14 protein-coding genes are annotated in these 17,344 nt (G+C 40.8%); 7 read left to right on the top strand and 7 right to left on the bottom strand.

From position 1 onward, the window contains the following. Positions 1 to 44: 44 nt before the first annotated feature. Both A3O17_RS00760 and A3O17_RS00755 read right to left on the bottom strand, forming a co-directional pair. The gene (locus A3O17_RS00760) at positions 45 to 542 is read right to left on the bottom strand and encodes a PTS system mannose/fructose/N-acetylgalactosamine-transporter subunit IIB (protein WP_064212631.1); all 498 of its coding nucleotides are present in this window, start codon (positions 540 to 542) and stop codon (positions 45 to 47) included. A 206-nt stretch (positions 543 to 748) separates the two neighbouring features. Further along, complete coding sequence (locus A3O17_RS00755) at positions 749 to 3,568, bottom strand: sigma 54-interacting transcriptional regulator (RefSeq protein WP_064212630.1); 2,820 nt, start codon at positions 3,566 to 3,568, stop codon at positions 749 to 751. Positions 3,569 to 3,774: 206 nt separating this feature from the next. Here A3O17_RS00755 and A3O17_RS00750 point away from each other — a divergent pair, with 206 nt between their 5' ends. The 3 genes from A3O17_RS00750 (at position 3,775) to A3O17_RS00740 (ending at position 7,828) form a co-directional block, all read left to right on the top strand. Continuing rightward, the gene (locus A3O17_RS00750; RefSeq protein WP_064212629.1) at positions 3,775 to 5,538 is read left to right on the top strand and encodes an ABC1 kinase family protein; all 1,764 of its coding nucleotides are present in this window, start codon (positions 3,775 to 3,777) and stop codon (positions 5,536 to 5,538) included. A gap of 88 nt (positions 5,539 to 5,626) precedes the next feature. Further along, positions 5,627 to 6,058: an Hsp20/alpha crystallin family protein gene (locus tag A3O17_RS00745; RefSeq protein ID WP_064212628.1), complete on the top strand. Its 432-nt coding sequence runs from the start codon at positions 5,627 to 5,629 to the stop codon at positions 6,056 to 6,058. 237 nt (positions 6,059 to 6,295) lie between these two features. Next, entirely contained in the window at positions 6,296 to 7,828 is a 1,533-nt protein-coding gene (locus A3O17_RS00740) for an MFS transporter (protein ID WP_064212627.1), read from the top strand. A gap of 38 nt (positions 7,829 to 7,866) precedes the next feature. On the opposite strand, the gene A3O17_RS00735 is transcribed toward A3O17_RS00740, so the two are convergent. The 4 genes from A3O17_RS00735 to A3O17_RS00720 form a co-directional block, all read right to left on the bottom strand. After that, positions 7,867 to 9,462: a malonate decarboxylase subunit alpha gene (locus tag A3O17_RS00735; protein WP_064212626.1), complete on the bottom strand. Its 1,596-nt coding sequence runs from the start codon at positions 9,460 to 9,462 to the stop codon at positions 7,867 to 7,869. A 2-nt stretch (positions 9,463 to 9,464) separates the two neighbouring features. Next, positions 9,465 to 10,427 carry a DMT family transporter gene (locus tag A3O17_RS00730; RefSeq protein ID WP_064212625.1) on the bottom strand — a complete coding sequence of 321 codons (963 nt, stop codon included), beginning with the start codon at positions 10,425 to 10,427 and terminating at the stop codon, positions 9,465 to 9,467. A 418-nt stretch (positions 10,428 to 10,845) separates the two neighbouring features. Continuing rightward, on the bottom strand, positions 10,846 to 11,193 hold the full coding sequence (locus A3O17_RS00725; protein ID WP_064212624.1) for a DsrE family protein: 348 nt from the start codon (positions 11,191 to 11,193) through the stop codon (positions 10,846 to 10,848). 16 nt (positions 11,194 to 11,209) lie between these two features. Beyond that, a complete protein-coding gene (locus tag A3O17_RS00720; RefSeq protein WP_064212623.1) occupies positions 11,210 to 12,001 on the bottom strand; it encodes a sulfite exporter TauE/SafE family protein in 792 nt (263 codons plus the stop codon). Between the two features lie 175 nt (positions 12,002 to 12,176). Here A3O17_RS00720 and A3O17_RS00715 point away from each other — a divergent pair, with 175 nt between their 5' ends. Next, complete coding sequence (locus tag A3O17_RS00715; protein WP_064208579.1) at positions 12,177 to 13,175, top strand: D-2-hydroxyacid dehydrogenase; 999 nt, start codon at positions 12,177 to 12,179, stop codon at positions 13,173 to 13,175. A gap of 51 nt (positions 13,176 to 13,226) precedes the next feature. Here A3O17_RS00715 and A3O17_RS00710 read toward each other — a convergent pair whose 3' ends face one another. Continuing rightward, positions 13,227 to 14,111, bottom strand: a complete 885-nt coding sequence (locus A3O17_RS00710; protein ID WP_064208578.1) for an Rgg family transcriptional regulator — start codon at positions 14,109 to 14,111, stop codon at positions 13,227 to 13,229. A gap of 182 nt (positions 14,112 to 14,293) precedes the next feature. On the opposite strand from A3O17_RS00710, the gene A3O17_RS00705 reads away from it, so the two are divergent. The 3 genes from A3O17_RS00705 to A3O17_RS00695 all read left to right on the top strand — a co-directional run bounded on the left by A3O17_RS00705 (position 14,294) and on the right by A3O17_RS00695 (position 17,302). Beyond that, positions 14,294 to 15,898: a S8 family serine peptidase gene (locus A3O17_RS00705; RefSeq protein WP_064212622.1), complete on the top strand. Its 1,605-nt coding sequence runs from the start codon at positions 14,294 to 14,296 to the stop codon at positions 15,896 to 15,898. Positions 15,899 to 16,089: 191 nt separating this feature from the next. Further along, complete coding sequence (locus tag A3O17_RS00700) at positions 16,090 to 16,758, top strand: class A sortase (RefSeq protein ID WP_064212621.1); 669 nt, start codon at positions 16,090 to 16,092, stop codon at positions 16,756 to 16,758. A 91-nt stretch (positions 16,759 to 16,849) separates the two neighbouring features. Continuing rightward, entirely contained in the window at positions 16,850 to 17,302 is a 453-nt protein-coding gene (locus A3O17_RS00695) for a MarR family winged helix-turn-helix transcriptional regulator (RefSeq protein WP_064208575.1), read from the top strand. Positions 17,303 to 17,344: the final 42 nt, after the last annotated feature.

Genomic DNA, 17,344 nt, shown 5'->3' with positions numbered 1-17,344 from the left:
TTAATACCATTACGCTTAAATTTAATGTCTGTAAAAGCAATCAATTAATCCACTAACTTCTTATTCTTTAATAACTTCCAAATATCCTTCTTTGAATCACTTGAAACCTGTTGGATCTCAAGCCGAATTCCATGCTGACTAAGAAGTTGAAAAACTTGAATGTCTCGTTGACTAACAGCGACAGTATCGCTGATCATCTTTTTGGAATTGTCAAAGCTCAAAGAACCGATATTGATTCTTAAAACTTCAATTCCGCCAAGGATTAATCGCAAAGCATCCTGGGGAGATTCAACCAGTAATAAAACTTTTTCTCCATCAAAACGTGAGTCCTGATTAATCCGAATCACCTTCTGAACCGGAACGATATGGGTTCGCAGTCCGGGTGGTGAAGCCTGCTTAATCAGTGTTTTCCGAATCGCATCCTGAGCCACGCTATCAGACGCAACGATGATTCTGTCAATTTTCAGAACCCGTGCCCAATTCGTTGCAACCTGACCATGCAGCAATCGGCTATCGATTCGAAGCAATTGAACTTGAAGCATAAGGATCACACTTTCGTTATTGGAGACTGGCTTAATAATGAATAAAATAATTGCTAATAATCAGCCATTCACCAAATTGTTTTGCCTTACACTAAACAATAAGCAAAAAGCGTGCCAACTTTGTGTATCTCTTGAAAACGCTTTTATATCAACGATAAAAAATGCTTGATACACTTTTAATTGTGTATCAAGCAATTCACTAATCGTTATTGTTTTTGTGTATCAATCAATTTGACAACGTAATACACTTCTTCTTCAGGCAAGGTAATATTCAAGCTTTCTGCCAGCATTTGGTTGGCCTTGACCACCATTGGATAAACCGGATCATCCTGAACCGCTGCAAGTTGAATATCCTGTTGAACCGTCAATTCACTTTGGGTCAAAATCCGTTCGATCACCCCAGCAAGATGCATGCTTAAATTAACCTTTAATGAATTTTTCAGTTTTACCGGACCCTTTTCAACTACCTTACAGTACTCCCAAAGAACCGCCGTAACCTTTTCCGGATTAAGAAAGGTAAAATACTGTCCCAAATAGTGCTGAATTCTTTCCTTTGCCATTTCTTCCGAAGTTTCTAATTGATTTTCAGCTTCAATGTTATTTGTAAAATTCTCAATTGCGGTAATAAACTGTTCACCGCCGCCTTGAAGCAGTTTTTCAAGTGAAACAAACGGAACGCTTAGGTGCGGCCGGGCAATTCCCGTAACCGCCACAATCCGATAATCCTTTTGGATCTTCGCAATCTGCTGCTCCATATCAACGACGGAAATCGGCAAGACAACGATATCATCGATCAAATGATCCACCAAAATACTGTCCAGCATCTTTTTGATCTTGACTGCCGTCCCCTGACCAGTTGAACAGATTGCTAAAATAGCTTTCGGCTGCTGATCAGTCAGCACAGCGGCCTTTTGCGGTAAATGCTGAACCTCAGTTTTTTCACGTTCCGTTGTCCGTGAATAACCACTGAATTCTGAAATTTCCCGATAAACGTTTTCCAAGTCACTATCGATCAGCGATGTTTTGCGAGCCGTTTCTAAAACTAACGCCGTCGTTACCATATCAACAGATTTAACTTTGATTCCAGTATGGTCACTGATTTTTTCATCAAAGGTACTTAACGATCCCATATCAACCAGCAGGATCACTCCATTCCCCGAATCCACCTGGCGAACCTTCTCTTCGATTCCCTTTAATGCTTCTTGCGGGCTCATATCAAGCGACATATCAAATGCCGTTAAGTTATCCGGATTCAGTAACTGGTCAACAACTTGAACCATTGAAGAAGCCGTGCTGTTTCCGTGAGCAGCAACCACGATCCCCACTTTTCCGTTTTGTTTTTCAGCCTGAAGGGAGATCAGTAAGACCGCTAAATAGTACAGCTCCGAATCTGGAACCGGCAAATGATAGTGATTTTCAATTTCATCTTTTACGAGCTTGGCATATTCAAATTCCTGCGGGTAATCCTGAACCATCGAAATCATATTCGGGGCGACTTTCCGCAATGGTTTTCCTGACTCGACCCGCTTGATAAATGAACTGATATGCAGACTCATCGCATAAAGGAAGTTCGTTGAAATTTGATAACCGGCATCCTTTAAAATCTGTTTCAACCGGTTCGTCAGATCGACCACATCCTGATCCACGATTTCGTACAGGTCATCTTGACCGCGTTCCAAATGCTTATCAGAATAGAACCCTTTAAGGTGAACATTGATGTCCGTCATAATGAAATTATTGATTGCCTCTTGGTCAAGCCCCTCTTTACTCAACAATGCTGCTTTATCGCCAATGATTTCGTACAGATTATATGGTAATTCATAGTTATCTTCATCATTGATCAACGCAGTCGAATCATCCGGCGCAACCACCATTTGCGGATCCATCATTTTGGCCAAGTCGCCAAATTGTTCCCGATCATTTGCCAGGCGCGAAAGACCATCTTTAATATTTGGCGGAAGCTGCTCAAAGTGCAGGTAAATGGCATCCTTTTCCTGAATATTATTCAAGAATCCTTGCGCACATACTAATTGAACATTTGATTTTAATTGACCAACGTTCCCATAAGTTACACTGCCAATCAATGACCGGGCAACGTCTTCGTCAAAGTAAATTTTCTTATGGATTCGGTTAGCTTCGATCAACAACATTTGTTTCAACAAACCAAACCGTTCCCGCATCGTCCGGGAATTAAAGCTCGGCATTTGAACAACGATTGGGATCCGGCGCACAAACGTCGCGAGCAATGAACTTTCAGGATCCTCCGTCGTTGCACAGATCAATCGTAAATTAGCATGGTGCGCTTTGTCTGTTTCCCCTAATCGTGAATATGTTCCATGATCCATTAAATAAAAAATCATTTCCTGACCTTCTGGCGGCAATCGGTGAACTTCATCTAAGAATAAAATCCCGCCATCAGCCTTTTGAATCAATCCTTCTTGATCCTCATTCGCCCCGGTAAATGCTCCCTTAACATACCCAAACAAATGTGACATTAAAAGTTGCGGGTTGTGGGCATAATCAGCACAGTTAAACGTTGTTAAATGCGGATTGCTGATTACTCCTTGATTGCACGCAAATTGATTCATTGCATTTGCAAAATACGTTTTCCCAGATCCAGTCGGGCCCGTAATCAAAACATTCAAGCCGTGCGGTGGATATAAAATGGCCGCCTTGGCCTGCTCAATTTGGTTTTTAAGGCTGCTTGTTTTCCCAATTAAATGATCAAAAATATCATCTTGGTGAATTTTTTGCTTCTGATTCTCTGTTTCATCCGGTTGGCTCTTTGTTTTCTTTTCATTTGAAACCGGAGCAACTGTTGGCTGAGCTTGATCAGCAAAAAAGTATTTGACCGGCCGGGTCGCTGTTTTAGCTAACTTTCCTTCCTTTACCAAAACGTTCAGCTCTTTGCTGGCATTTGTTCGAACCAAATCCAGATCCATCGCAACTTTTGAAGTCGTTACTCCTTGAGGATGATCTGGCAAAACGGTTTTCAAATATTCCCAAACCTTTTCTTTGCGTTTCAAAATTTTACCTCCTCATGGCTCCCTTTTTTTGTGTATTAAATACATCGTTCTTTGCTATGATAGCGTTTACTATTTTAGTGTATCATCTTCATTATCAAAATTAAAGAACCGTTTTCATCATTGTGTATCAGGCATTTGCCTTTTCGCCGCTCTTGATTAAATGGTAAAATTAGTTTAACAAAATCGAGCTTAAAGGGGATTTAATAATGACCGAAACGGCAGTTACAATCACGCGCAAAGACAAACGAACCCGGCTTCTTCATATTATCCGGATCATGCGCAACTATAATATGCTTCACAACTTCGTTCATCAGACCCATCCAGCTGAATTTCGCGAAGCACTTGAAGAACTTGGACCAACCTTTATCAAGGCCGGACAGTTGCTTTCAACCCGGCCGGATTTAATTTCACCGGAATACATTCAAGAACTGCGGAAACTGCAAGATAACGTTCAAGTTGATGACTTTCAAACGGTTGCTGCAACCTTTAAAAAGCAGACCGGGAAATCAATTACCGATACATTTGCTTCATTTGATCAAAAACCGTTCGCTTCCGCATCGATCGGTCAAACCCACCACGCAACCCTTAAAGATGGAACCGAAGTGGTGGTGAAGATCCAACATCCAGCCGTTGAAGAACTGGTACGAACTGACCTCGCTCTTTTCCGCAAGGCCCTTTCGATTTTAAAATTCGTCCCTGACATTGAAGTTATTGACGTTAATGAAACCCTTGATGAAATTCGAACGGCATTATTAAACGAGATCAATACCCAGGTCGAAATCCAAAACGGAATCGAATTTTACAAATTAAATAACGGCGACGGCATCATTCGCGTTCCGAAAGTGTATCAACAATACTCAACTTCAAAAATCCTCGTTAACGAAGCGATGCCTGGAAAAAGTATCAAGTACCTTATCCAGCAAACGGCCGAACCTGAAACTCAAGCAGCCAAAGAACTGACGGCAACGAAGAAATATGTTGCCAAAACGCTCGTGCAAAACTTCATCAAACAGGTTTTTGTCGATAATTTCTTTCATGCGGATCCACATCCCGGAAACATTCTTTTTCACCGTTTAAGTTACAGTGAAGAAGTTAATGAAAAACAAAATTTCGAACCGCAGCACCACTATGCAAAAAAAATCGGCCAAAACGAGATCAAAGTCGAAACCTGCGAATCACTTCCGCCATACCGGCTGACCTACCTTGATTTTGGAATGATGGGCCGGTTGACGCCTGCTTTAGTTGACGGAATTGCTAACATTATTTTGGCTCTCAATACTAAAAATTCCCGTAAAATCGGCGAGGCAGTTTTAAATGTTTGCAATCGGGTCGGCGACGTGGACGAAGAAAGCTTCTATGAAGACTTAGGGAACTTTATCACACCGTATTTGAAAATGGGCGTGGGGGAAATTGATTTTGCAACGACCCTGTACCAGATCATTACCCTTTGTCACCAAAATAACCTTCAAATGAAACCAGAAGTCACCCTTCTGTTCAAAGCCTTTGGAACCCTTGAAGGAATCGTTGCCCAACTTGATCCTGAATTATCGATCATGGATATTGCCCGGCCGTTTGGAGTCAAATATTTAAAGCAAAAATTCAATCTTAAAAACTCAGTTGAAGACCTTGCATGGCAAACCCTGCAAACAGCCAAGGAGCTTCCAGCCGTTCCCCAAAAGTTAAACCAGTTGCTTGATATTATGAATGCTAATCAAGCCCGGCTAACGCTTAAACTTAAAGATCAAAATAAGATTCTTTACCGGTTAGATCAAATCGTTAACCGCATTATGGTGACAATTATTCTTGCAGCTGTCATCCTCGGCTCATCAATGCTTGTTCAGGGAAGTCACGGAAACACTCCAGTCTATAACCTTGGAGTGACTGGTTTTATCGTCTCGCTGATCGTTATTATTCTAATGACTCTTGGGGGAATTCACCGGCACTTAAAGGACAAAAAGAAATTAAAGTAAAATAAATTGTGCCAGGCTGATTAATTGTATTCGCTTACGTTCCGCGGTATGATAAAGATGTAAGGAATATAAGAAAGGATGTAATCATATGAGTAATGATTTAATGAATCGGTTTAATCGTTTAGCAAACAGTGATGATTTCTTCAATAATTTCGGTCGTTCATTCTTTAACAGCTGGAATAATGAAATGAAATCATTAAAGAGTGATATTAAAGAAACAGGTAAAGAATATATCGTTAAAATCGATATGCCAGGGGTCGACAAGAAAGACATCGCATTAAACTTTAAGGATGATGTCTTGACGGTTGATGCCAAACGTGACTCATTCAGTGATGAAAGTGATCCGAAAGGCAACATCATCACCAGTGAACGCGATTATGGAACTTACAGCCGTTCATACCGGTTACCACAAGTTGACGGCAAGGCGATCTCTGCCAAATATGAAGATGGGGTCTTGACGGTCACATTACCAAAGACCAAAGAAGAAATCGACAAGAATCATAACATTCAAATCGACTAGTTGGTTTGAAAATCCTCTTAGTTAGAATTTAATCTACTAATAAGAAGGCTGGATAGAAATCCAGTCTTCTTATTTTTTATTCACTTTTGTTGACAAGCAACATAATTGAAAATATAATAAGTTGCGTCAAATGTGATTCGATAACGTGAACCTTCTTCCATTTTGAAGAAGGTTTCACTTATTAAAAATAAGGACTATAATAGCTTAGTCAAATTCATTATAGAAAGTGGGTAAATGATGGCTGCAAAACAAAAACAAGAGAAGCAAACCAGTTGGCTTGTTTTAATCGCAATCGGCATGGGAATCTTAATGGCGATGCTTGATATTACGATCGTCAACGTTGCGCTTCCAACAATTCAACATGAATTTCATACCAGTTATGTTTCAACGCAATGGATCGTAAATGCCTATACTGCAACGTATGCCATTTCGATTCTTTTGATCAGTAAGCTCGGCGACATGTACGGGAAGAAACTTTTCTTCCTCCTTTCAATGGGAATCTTTACCGCCGGGTCATTATTATGTGCAATTGCCCCGAATAGTTTATTCTTAAATATTTCCCGGGGAATCGAAGGGGTCGGCGGTGCCGGAATCTTAGGGTTATCAATGGCGTTGATCGGTGATAACTATGAAGGAAAACAACGGGCATTTATCCTTGGAATCTGGGGAAGTATCGTTGGTTTCGGGACATCGATCGGACCGCTTGTCGGTGGCCTGCTCGTTCAATACATCAACTGGCGTTCGATTTTCTTGATCAACGTTCCGATTGGAATCATTGCCATTGGGATCGGTATCAAGTTCATCACCGAAAAACACCATGAAGTCGACCGCCACCTTGATTTACTAGGAATGGTCTTAAGTACCGCAATGGTCTTTTGCTTAGTTCTTGGATTATTAAATAAGGAAAATAACATTACCACAAGTTGGATGACGCCGAACATTATCGGCTGGATCATCGCCGGCATCATTTTACTGATCGTCTTTATCTTGTGGGAAAAACATGTTCCGCACCCAATGATGAACCTTGAGCTTTTCAAAAACCCATCATTCGTTGGATCATGTATTGCTGGTTTCACAATTGCAATTGGATTGTTCTCGTTCTTTACATACTTAACGATCTTGATGCAAGACTACATGGGATACTCTCCGCTTGAAGTTGGTCTCCAACGGTTGATCATCAGTGCGTTCCCGCTCGTTTTAGGAGCATTTGTCGGTTATGCAGTCGGCCAAATCGGAAGTCGCTTATTTGCCAGCGGATCTCTGCTAATTGAAGCGGTGGGAGTTCTTACAATGAATTTAATGCTCGGTTACCATCTTAAGTGGACATTCTTGATTCCCGCATTCATCTTTATGGGATTAGGAAATGCCGGAATCAACCCTGCAATTTCAAACGCTGCCCTTCTTGGCGTTAAACCGCAAAATATGGGAATGGCATCCGGGATCAATAATGTTTGCCGGCAGTTCGGAAACTGTCTTGGCGTCGTTGTTCTTGGCCTGGTAGTCGGTGATGGTTACCAACGCAGTTTAACTGCTCATCTTGGGAACACCGAGGCTGCCCGGATCATCATTAAGGCTGGTCCGTTTTCAGGAATGACAATGGCTCAAAAATTCCATCAAATTCCACACATCACGGCCATCATCAGACATGCATACTATAACGGAATCCATGAATTGCTCTGGTTAACGTTTGGAATCTTCATTATTTCAGGAATTTTATGCTGGTTCTTAATTAAAAACGCACCGAAAAAAGATATTAATTCAGAAAATTAACAAAAAAGACTGTGCCACTGGTGGCACAGTCTTTTTTGTCATTTTTTCACCGGTCGGTAAAGTCCATGCGAAATTTTAACTAACTCATCGATCGATTTGGCCGCAAGTAAATCCCGGGTCGCTTCTCGGCGATGAATTCCAAGATCTTGAGGCGCTTGAACAATTCCTCGTTCCCGCAGAACTTGCCGTTCCTTTTCCGAACACTTCTGACCAACTGCTGTATCCCCGGCAATTGCCGCGATTGCTTGCCGTCTTTCAGTCGGGCTGTCAGTTTTATACAGGTTTGCAATTCCATTTTCAGAAACGATATGCGTTGTATCTTCACTGTAAATCATAATTGGATCAACCGCTAACCGCTCCTTCAACTTCCATGCATCCAACTGATCAACAAAAACCGGCTCATGATTCCACCGGCGGGAAGTTGTTAATTGAACTACAAGTTTTCTTCCTTGCTTGTGCGAGTCTTCAATTTGCCGATACGAATCAGTCAAGTGCCGCCGACCGTGTGGATCAGATCCCATGTTAGGCGCTCCGCCAAATCCGCTTAATCGGTTGGCAGTAATCGTTGAGGCATTCCCATCTGCATCGGTTTGCAAGGCCGCTCCCACAAACATATCGATTGCATACTGCCCCGCAATTTGTGCATATACCCGGTTAGATTTTAAATTTTGGCAATGATCAACCGCAAAGATATCAGGACGTTGCTGAATATATTTTTCCATTCCGGCTTCCCCACCAAAGCAATAAATCGACTTGACCCATCCGGCTTCGATTGCGGGAATCAGCGTCGGCGTTGAATTATTGACCCAATTTGTTGCAATTTTGCCCTTTAATCCTAGTTGCTCCCCAAATGTCGGTAACAATAGTTCGATTGCTGCTGTATTATACCCAATTCCGTGATTCAAGGTTTTTACCTGGTATTTGCCATAGATTCCTTTGATTGCCAGCATTCCTGCCATGATCTGATCCTCAGTGATCTTTTGCGGATCCCGGGTAAACAACGGAAACGGCTTTCCCGCTTCTGGTACCTTTACGATCAAGTCAACCTGTTCCGCCGGAATATCGATCCGCGGCACCCGGTCGACGACTTCATTAACCTGGGCAACAACGATCCCCGATTTAACCGCGGTCGCTTCAACCAAGATCGGCGTTTCTTCTGTATTTTGGGCTAAATATAAATTTCCGGCGGCATCTGCCTGCGCAGCCGTAATCAATGCAACATCTGGAATTAAGTCAACAAACAACCGGCCATAAAGTTCAATGTAGGTATGAATATTATTGACCGTGATTTTTCCCTGATTGATCAATTCAACCAGTGCACGACTTTGCGGACCGGCAAATGAAAAATCAACTGATGTCGCAATTCCCCGTTCAAAAAGATTGATCTGGTTTTGGTCTTCAATACTTGGAATCACCATTGCCAAGTCATGAACCCGTCGAACATCGACCATTCCTAACGCCTGAGCTAAAAACCGTGCTTGCTTTTGATTGTCGCCTTCAAGGATCACCCGATCTCCCGGAGCTAAAATTTGTTCAAAGACATCGACGATCTTTCCCGCGGCAATTTGTTTTCCATGACGTTCAACTTTGCTTAATTTTTCATTTTTATTTTCTCTTCGTTGATTCCAATTCATTTTCAGGCCTCTTTCTTTTTAAAGACAAACGGGAATGCAAGCCCGATGATCACCAAAATGATCCCGATAATTACCGTTAGTTTCATCTGTTCATGCAAAATAATGGTTGCCAAAATCGGTGCCAAAATTGATTTGATAAAAAACGATGATGAAGCTGGAAATGATCCTGCATTTTCAACGGCGTAAAAATAACAACTATAGCCGACTGCTGTAATTATGATTCCGATAAACAGTAAGATCCCAATATTGGCCGGGTTTAAATTTCTGATCACCGGAACACTTGAAAACATTTGGAGACTTGGGATTGATTTAAAGAAATTACCGATTACCGAAATATGAGTAAGACCAATCACGATCCACAGCTCTACTAAACCGCACAAGAAACTCATTCCTGAAATAATAAAACCATTGGCCCCTGGATTTTCATTCAAATACCGTTTTGAAAGAACAGTATACAATCCAAATAATGCCGAACCACTAATTGAAATTAAGATTCCCTGCCAGTTATTCAACTGGGATAACAATTCATGCGGGCTGACGACCAGGACCATCCCGATCAACGCGAAAAACAGGGTCCCCTTTTCAATCCCGGTTAACCGCTTATGTAAAATTAATTTTGAAAACAGTAAAACAAAAACCGGATTGCAACTGAAGATAATGGCGGCAATTGCTGCCGGCTCTAACTTGCATGAAATCTGATACATTGACATGCAGCAAACAACAAAAACAAATCCAAGAAGAATAAAGTTGCGCCAATCTTTCCCCGTGAATGAAATTTTTTGCCGTTTGATTTGCCGCATCATAAATGGTAAAAAGCAGGCCACGGCAATCGCAAACCGCCAAAAGCTGATTTGGATCCCGTTTAATCCGGTTACCTGATTGCTTGCCAACTTCAACACGATCTCCATTAAACTGAAAACCAATGCAGTTGTTAAAATATAAACATATGAAATTCTCTTTTTCATAAAATCTCTCCTATCATTGTTAACTAAAATATAATTTATTGTTAACAATGATATTAAACATGATTTTATTTTGATTGCCAAAATATATTTATAAAATAATTGGGGATTTATCAACTAAATTACTGATATCATCGATTTTAATTTAATCGATTCATCAAATAATTATTTAATAATCAAAGTAAAAAAATAAACCGTGATTTAATCACAGTTTAAAAAAAGATTAATTTAGTGGTTGACAAACATTTTCGAATCAGATACACTCATTGCGTGGAAATACACTAACCCTTTTTTCCACAACACTTACACATGACCAAAAGCAAACCCTCTTTTGGTCCCATATAGTTATCTTACTCACTAAGACGCTTACCAGCTTCCACAATTTTAACGGTAAGCGTCTTCTTCGAGCAGTTATTTCTTTTTACGGTTTAACGTATGCAAACCCTTCATTTTCCTTTTCGGCAACTTCAATCAATCCGGCAGGAACGACCCGGACAAACGAAAACAGATCTTCCGGAGCAATCTTAAACCGGTTCAACGAATTATTGCAGCCGGCAATCACAAAGCCTGCATCCGTTGCCTTCTTCAACGTTTCTTTCAACGCACGGTTATCATCATTATCAACCAATTGTTGAATTGCTTCCCCGGTAACAACCACTTCAATGTCCAAATCCGGCCGCAAATTTTGCTTGGCGTTGGCTAAATTCGTTAAGTTTCCTTGAACGGCACCCCACCGTTCAGTTTGATCAATATGAAGTAAAATCTTCATAACTAAATCCTTCTTTCTAAATTACACCTGCATAGTGGAACGTATTAAACAGCGTTACCCCCACTAATGCACATAATAAAACATTGTAAATTTGATTAAGAACCTTACATGACGCATGCCGGTTGATCCATGTTCCCAAAAAGCCGCCGGTAACTGCTGCAACCACAACGACAGCAGCAACTATCAGGCTAATCGTCGGCTTAACCGGACTGACCGCAATCGTGACCATCTTGGTTAATTGGGAGAAGAAAATAATTCCCACTGAGTAAACGGCCGCTTCACGCAAGCTAAATGAGAACAACAACATCGTCAAGGCCACGTTGATTGGGCCCCCGCCGATCCCCAAAAAGACTGAAAAAGTTCCTAATCCAATTCCAACAATTAAAATCACAAGAATGTTTTTCAAATGGAAGCTGACCAGTCGTTTTTTAACAAAGTTATAAATTAAAACCGAAACCAGCATGATAAAAAGCATCGCTGATTGCAAAACTTTCACGTGAGCTGCCGGCATGACCGTAACGGTTAGCCGCAGTAAGCGTTGACCAATAAATCCGCCGATCACTGAACCAACTGAAATCGTCAGTAATGATTTGACATCAAACTTGAACCGTTGCCGCAACTGTTTCCCCAGCGCCACGATTGCCATAACAAAAACTGCCAACGACGAATAGAAATTAATCGTTGCGGTCGGTGCATTGCTGACAATATCAAACAGCGGTTTAATTACCACTCCGCCGCCTAGTCCGGTTGATGATCCTGAAGCAGTCGCCAACAAGACTACCAGGGCATAAATCAATAAATCTCCCATTTGAAACCCTTCTTTCATTATCAGTATACTTTTTCAAATTTGATTCTTCCTAATAATCTGCTTGACTTTATGTAAAAAAATTTATTCTTCATTTTACTAATTTCCATTTTCCAAAAAGTGTATAATTAAGCTACATGGGAATCCATGAATCATAACTATTTTGGAGGATTTACTTATGGCAAAAATTTTTGCATATAGTATTCGGAAAGATGAAGCTCCTTACGTTGAAGAATGGAAAAAAGCTCATCCCGATGTTGAAGTTGAATACACTGATGCCTTATTAACTCCCGAAAACGCTAACCTTGCAAAGGGGGCTGATGGGGTCGTTACTTACCAACAATTACCATACAAGGCTGATACCGTTGAAGCCTTGCATGAAGCCGGAATCAGCAAATGGTCACTCCGGAATATCGGAATTGATAACATTGATTTAAAGAAAGCAAAAGAATTAGGATTTACATTGACAAACGTTCCGGTATATTCACCAAACGCAATTGCTGAACATGCCATCGTTCAAGCTGCCCGGATCTTACGGCAAGATAAGCGGATGGATGACAAAATGGCCCGGGGCGACATGCGGTGGGCCCCAACGATTGGGCGCGAAGTTCGTGATCAAACATTCGGAATCATCGGAACAGGTCATATCGGTCGGGTGTTCATGAACTTAGTTGAAGCCTTCGGGGCAAAGATCGTTGCTTACGACAAGTTCCACAACGATGAAGTTGAAAAGAAGGGTTACTACGTTGACTCATTAGATGAATTGTATGCACAAGCAGATGTCATCTCATTACACGTCCCATCTCTTCCAGAAAACATCCACATGATCAATGATGAATCAATCGCTAAGATGAAAGACGACGTTGTGATCATCAACGTTTCACGGGGCGATTTGATCGATACTGACGCTCTTCTTCGCGGATTAGACAGTGGTAAAATCTTTGGGGCTGTCCTTGATACTTACGAAGATGAAGTTGGAATTTTCAACGCTAACTGGGATCAAAAAGGCGTTCCAGATGCTCGCTTAGATGATTTGATTCACCGTGACAATGTTTTAGTAACACCACATACTGCCTTCTATACAACTCACGCTGTTCGTGAAATGGTGATGCAAGCATTTGACAACAACTTGTTAATGATTCAAGGCAAAGAACCAAATACACCAGTTAAATTATAAAATTGACAATAACCAAAAGGCTGCGGTTTTAAAATCGCAGCCTTTTTTTGATTATGCCTTTACGTTCAAGTTATATTTTAAAATTATCTGATCTAAATACCGCTTTAGGTTTTGATGATAGTCTTTCGCATTCAAAATCGATAACACTTCAAGTGCTTGGTTGACTTTAGTCATCCCGGCTGGAATCCTTTGATTGATCAAATCCAAAATCCCGGTGAAATAAAGACGTAATGTTTCTTCAAACAACATATCTTCGTTTAGCTGATAATTATTGATCAGGCCCATCATAATACGGATGTCCCGATAACTTTGACTTTCAATAAAAACCATCAGCATATTGATCAGCACCCGAAAACTTTCACTACCATAAACTCTTAAATTCTGATATTTTTCAAGGTTATGGATCACCTTTTCCCGGAACATGCGGATCTGATCAAGTGAAAAAGCAAACATTGCATTGTTAAACATCATCAGCTCATAATGGGTCCAAGTTTCGCATCTGATCAAGTAATTGGTAACCACTTGGCGCGCATTTTCATCCAGTCGATCACCTTTCATCTTATCAATCGTCAGTTGCGTTATACATGCTAAATGACGGTACTTCTCGTCGTCTTCATAAATCGCACAGTAATTAAGCGTTCGTTGTAAAAGCGAATCCAACCGTTCGAGGTTTCCCTGGGCAATCGCCCGTTGCAGATCAATTACAAACCGCTGTTCATAATCCGTTTCAAACCCGTTCGCAATGTACTTGAATTCCGTATAACTTACATGCAGCTTAGCAAGCAATTTCATAAAATTATCGACCGATGTTCCCGTTCGATTCATTACAAAATTTCGATAAGCCGTTCGCCCGTAAATTCCAGAAATCAATTTTCCAATTGGTACGCCCTTCGCAATTCTGATATTTGAAATGATTTTGCCGTAATTTTCCTCCACGAAGCATCCTCCCTATGCACACAAAAGTGTTAAAATTCACTTTTTTGTGTGAATTTTTCCTTTCGCTAACCCCTAACCCTTAAATTAAGGTTAAGGGAGAAATCTATAAAAAGGAAGTGATTTTGGATGTTATTTTTACTCTTCTTCCTTTAATCAACTAATAATTTCAAAGAGAGGGTCATATGAAAAAAATCAAACTGTTTAACTTATTCTCAACATCACTTGTTTGTTCATCGCTCTTGATGACCGCGCCAGTTTCAGCAGCCGAAGCTCACAGCGGCCATCTTTCACCGAATTCGCAAATGCCGATCGAGAAGAAAGAATCGGTTGTTCCGAATACAACGACCAGTTTCGTTTTGACGAAAAATAATCAAAAGCAAACGGTCGATGACACGGTAAAGTACATTGAGAGTCAAGGAATCAAGGTCAAATCCGTGGTTCCTGAAATCGGCTGGATCGAAACTGATCGGACAAATCAACATCAAGAAAAGAAAATTAAAAAAGATACCCATGCTGATGTGCAAACGCCTGATAATCAAGCAAACAACTCGTATACCCCGACGGCCATTCCATCGCGATCAACTTTTAACAGTCCAGTAAATAAGTATTTCTGGAACCGGCAATGGAACATGCACATGATGACCAAAAATCCGGACAACTATGCGAATGATACGCAGTCGCATGTCAAAATCGGGATCATTGACAGCGGGATTACCGATGAATATCGTCATCGGTTAGGTTCGCGGATCCGGTATGCCGAAAACTTTGTTCCCCGGGGCGGTTTCAATTACATGGATCACGATGAAACGGGTAATCCATATGATACCAATGACCGGACTGGCCACGGAACATCGGTTACCAGCTTAATTGCCGGTACCAATGAAATGGTCGGTGTCAATTCAAATGCAACGATCGATGAATACCGGGTCTTTTCACACAAAGGATGCAGTTCTTCATGGGTTTTAAAGGCGTTGATCAAAGCCGTTAATAATGGCGATGACGTTATCAACTTGAGTTTAGGACGTTATGGCCTTTTGACTGGCGGTTACTTGAACGGTCGGGCAAATAACGATATGCCTGAATACCAAGCATGGATCCGGGCCGTTCAATACGCTAAGCAGCATGGCAGTACCGTCGTCGTCGCTGCGGGAAATGAAAACATTAATTTAAACGATCCGCAAGCAATGACGGCGTACATCAATAAAAATAATCCGCAACTTCATGCGGTTGGCCAAGGAGTAAGTTTACCAGCAAGCGTTCCGGGCATTGTCCAAGTGGCCGCAACTGGTAATCAAGGTGAACGGGCTGAATATTCATGCTACTCAAAGGATTCGGTATATGCACCCGGCGGAGACTCCAACCGGACAGGGATCAACCATCCAAATCAATTCTTTATCCCAACTGATTGGTTACTAACATACGGCGGCCACGGAACCCAATATAACTTTGGCATTGGAACTTCCTTCGCCGCTCCGGAAGTAACCGGAATGATTGCCCACGAAATTTCAAAGAATAATTTATACGGCCAATCAGATGCGGTAATCGCGAAGTTGCGCCAATCATTGGAAACCAACAATCACGGATTGCCATGCGTAATCTTAGACAAGTTGATCAATGATGATCATGCGCCGGCAACGAATGATAACAGCCGACGTTCATCAAGTTCAAGCAGCAGTTCATCGTCGTCATCATCAAGCTCACGGTCTTCGAGTCATTTTGAACAACAGGAGCAACAAGAAGAACAAAGTGATTGGTGGCAACAATTCCAACAACAAATTGCTGAATAACGAGAAAGGAGGCTGTGACATAAGTTGCAGTCTCTTTGTTATTCCTGCATAATCGGGTTCCAAAACAAACGAGCTACGTGGAAGGACGCAAACCTCCGAATCGATGCTGGCGCGATTCGTTCGCTTTTCTGCTTCCACCACGCTCGTTTTTACTGTTTTGTCACACCTTTCTTTTTTACGGAGGATTAACGATGAAATTAACCTTTAGACATTTTCTGGGAGCAATCATCGCAGTCATTGGACTGATCTTCATTTTTTCAGTTCCAATCACTAATTACATGATTACCAGCTTCCATCCCACCGTTGAACACTTAAAATCAAAGCCATCAAATATTCCATACGATTGGGACAATGTTCAACTCGTTAATTTTTTCAATGTTGCTCAAGCACGAATTGACTCCACATCAATTCATGTAATTGGAGCAATCTATAACGAAAGAATTGGTTTAAACACCCCAATTGCTGAAGGAATTAATAACCCGATTGCCGCTTTATGCGCATCGACCCTTTATCCAAATGAGCAAATGGGAAAAGGCAATTATATCCTCGCAGCTCATAATTTACATTCCAGTCGCCAAGCCTTATTTAGCCCTGTATTCCGATATGTTACCTCTGGGAATAAAATTAACGTCACTGATTTTAATCAAAATTACACGTATCAAATTATTTCCCGAGAAATTGTTTTACCCCAAAATCTTTCTGCCTTAAATCCAACTCGCAATGCAACGCTAACTTTAATAACTTGCGATCAAACAAACCAAAAGCGAATAATTTACCGCGGAAAACTAATTAAAGTCGAAGAATTTAAGCGTCTTCCAGATCATACTAAAAGGTATTTGAGGCAAAAATTTGAATACTAATTTATAATCCCTAAAAATACCAATCTCCCAAATTTTTGTTAAAATTAAATCGAAAAGCTTAAAGCTATCAATTTATTTTTAGGAGAATTTTATGGAGAAGGATAACTTATCAATTCACGATAAACTATTTTTGATATACAACCTAGCAATGAAATTGGAAAAAGAAAAACTTTCAAACAGCCAGTTTAATGATATTTCGGTCAATGACCTTCATGTTATTCATATTATTTCTTTGCGAAAGGATATCACCATTTCGCAGATTGCTAAACTAATGGCTGTTTCGAAACCTGCCTTAACTGGAAATATTGATAAGTTAGAAAAGCGAGGATATATCAAGCGGGTTCCAAGCAAGATCGATCGTCGAGTAATTAATATCGCCCTTACTAAAAAAGGCAGATTACTATGCCGATTACACAACAAAGCCCATGTCAATTTTATAAATCTTCTTTTGGAAGATTGTAACGAAACCGACAAGTTAAAATTAAATATCACCCTTGATCGTTTAATTGATCAGTTGGAAAACAAAACAGGAGACAAGATTTAAATCAGCTTGTCCCCTGTTTTTGTTTCATAGGATCTAATTTGG

Source organism: Ligilactobacillus aviarius, from assembly GCF_001654615.1.
Taxonomy (GTDB): Bacteria; Bacillota; Bacilli; order Lactobacillales; family Lactobacillaceae; genus Ligilactobacillus; species Ligilactobacillus aviarius_B.
This window is presented reverse-complemented; position numbering and strand designations above follow the sequence as displayed.